Raw genomic sequence first — 1,853 nt, 5'->3', positions numbered from 1 at the left:
GCCGAGCAGACGGACGGCATCCCGCCGGTCAGCGAGCTCCGAGACTTCGCGAGCAACCGCCTGCCCGCCTTCATGATCCCCTCCGCGTTCGTGGAAATCGCGACGCTGCCGCTCACCCCCAACGGCAAGCTCGACCGTACGGCACTCCCCGAACCCGACGGCGCGCGCTCCCCGGACGGCCTCGTGGTGCCGGGTACTGCCACCGAGGAGCTGCTCGCCGACATCTGGGCTCAGCTCCTCGGCCTGGAGCGGGTCGGGGTAACGGACAACTTCTTCGAGCTCGGCGGGCATTCGCTTCTCGCCACCCAGGTGGTTTCGCGCATCCGGGACGTGTTCGGCACCGACATTCCCGTAGCGGCGATGTTCGATCACCCGACGGTCGCCGGGCTGGCCGCGGTTCTCGCTGCCTCCACGTCCGGTGCGACCGCGCCGGAATGGACGGTCGTCAGCAGGGATGACGCACTGCCGTTGTCGTTCGCGCAGCAGCGTCTGTGGTTCCTGGACCAGCTGGCGCCCGGATCGGTCGAGTACAACCTTCCGATGTACCTCCCCTGGGACGGGAACCTGGACGTCGCGATCCTCGGCCAGGCGCTCACCTCCGTGGTGGCGCGCCACGAGGTGCTGCGGACCCGTCTTGTGGCGGACACCGACGGCGTGGCCCATCAGGTGATCGATCCGCCCACCGAGTTCCCGCTACCCGTCGTGGACCTCTCCGGGAGCGCCGAGCCGGTGCGCGAAGCGGAGCGGCTGGCGTTCCAGGACACCATGGCACCGTTCCGTCTCGCTGATGGTCCCCTGGTCCGGGCCACCTTGATACGGCTCGGTGAGGGACAGCATCTACTGGCACTGATGATGCATCACGTGGTGTCCGACGAGTGGTCGGCGCGGATCCTGCGACGGGAACTCATCGCACTGTACGAGGCGTTCCGCGCGGGTGAGCCGAACCCGCTGCCGCCGCTCGCGGTGCAGTACGCCGACTTCGCGGCCTGGCAGCGGCAATGGCTCGACGGCGAGGTCCTTGAGGGACAACTGGCGTACTGGAAGAAGCGGCTGGCCGACGTAGCCGCACTGGATCTGCCCACTGACCGGCCGCGCCCGCCGGTGCGGTCCACCGAGGGGGCGATGGCCCCGTTCACCGTGCCGGCGGAGACGGCGGAGGCGCTGCGCACGCTGTCCCGTACCAACGGCACGACGATGTTCATGACGCTGCTGGCAGCCTTCAGCGTGCTGCTCGGGCGGTACGCGGACTCGGACGATGTGGTCGTGGGCACGCCGGTGGCGAACCGGAACCGCGCCGAGACGGAGGAGCTGATCGGCTTCTTCGTCAACACCCTGGTGATGCGCGGCGACCTGTCGGGCAACCCGTCGTTCTCGGATCTGCTCGGTCGTGTGCGGGACATGGCCCTGGGCGCGTACGCGCATCAGGACGTTCCGTTCGAGCAGCTGGTGGACGAACTCGTCACGGAGCGCGACCGGTCGCGCAGCCCGCTCTTCCAGGTGTTTTTCAGCTACGGAGCCGGCGAGGGCGAGGAGGTCCGCGGCACGGCCGACGCCGAGGCGGGCCCCGGAAGCCCTGCCGGCCAGGTGGCGGCCGTCTTCGACCTGTGGCTGATGCTGGAGGAGTCCGGCGACGGCACGCTCAAGGCAGGCATCCAGTACAGCACCGCACTGTTCGACGCGGCGACGGTGGAGCGGATGGCGGGCCACTTGGTCACGCTGCTGAACGCTGTCGCCGTTGACGCGGAGCAGGCGATCGGCGAGCTGTCGGTGTTGTCGTCGGGTGAGCGGGATGTGGTGGTGCGTGGGTGGAATGACACGGATGTGGAGGTGTCCGGGGTTGGTGGGGTGCATGG

1 protein-coding gene is annotated in these 1,853 nt (G+C 69.0%); it reads left to right on the top strand.

What is annotated here, in order from left to right; translation table 11 throughout:
• Window positions 1–1,853, top strand: a 1,853-nt coding sequence (locus ACIPEK_RS46625; RefSeq protein ID WP_402009119.1) for a condensation domain-containing protein, incomplete at both ends; no start/stop codon positions are given.

The sequence above is a fragment of the Streptomyces sp. NPDC088246 genome (assembly GCF_044741025.1).
Classification (GTDB): Bacteria; Actinomycetota; Actinomycetes; order Streptomycetales; family Streptomycetaceae; genus Streptomyces.
The sequence above is the reverse complement of the archived record's forward strand: the minus strand, read 5'-3'. Positions and strand labels throughout refer to the sequence as shown.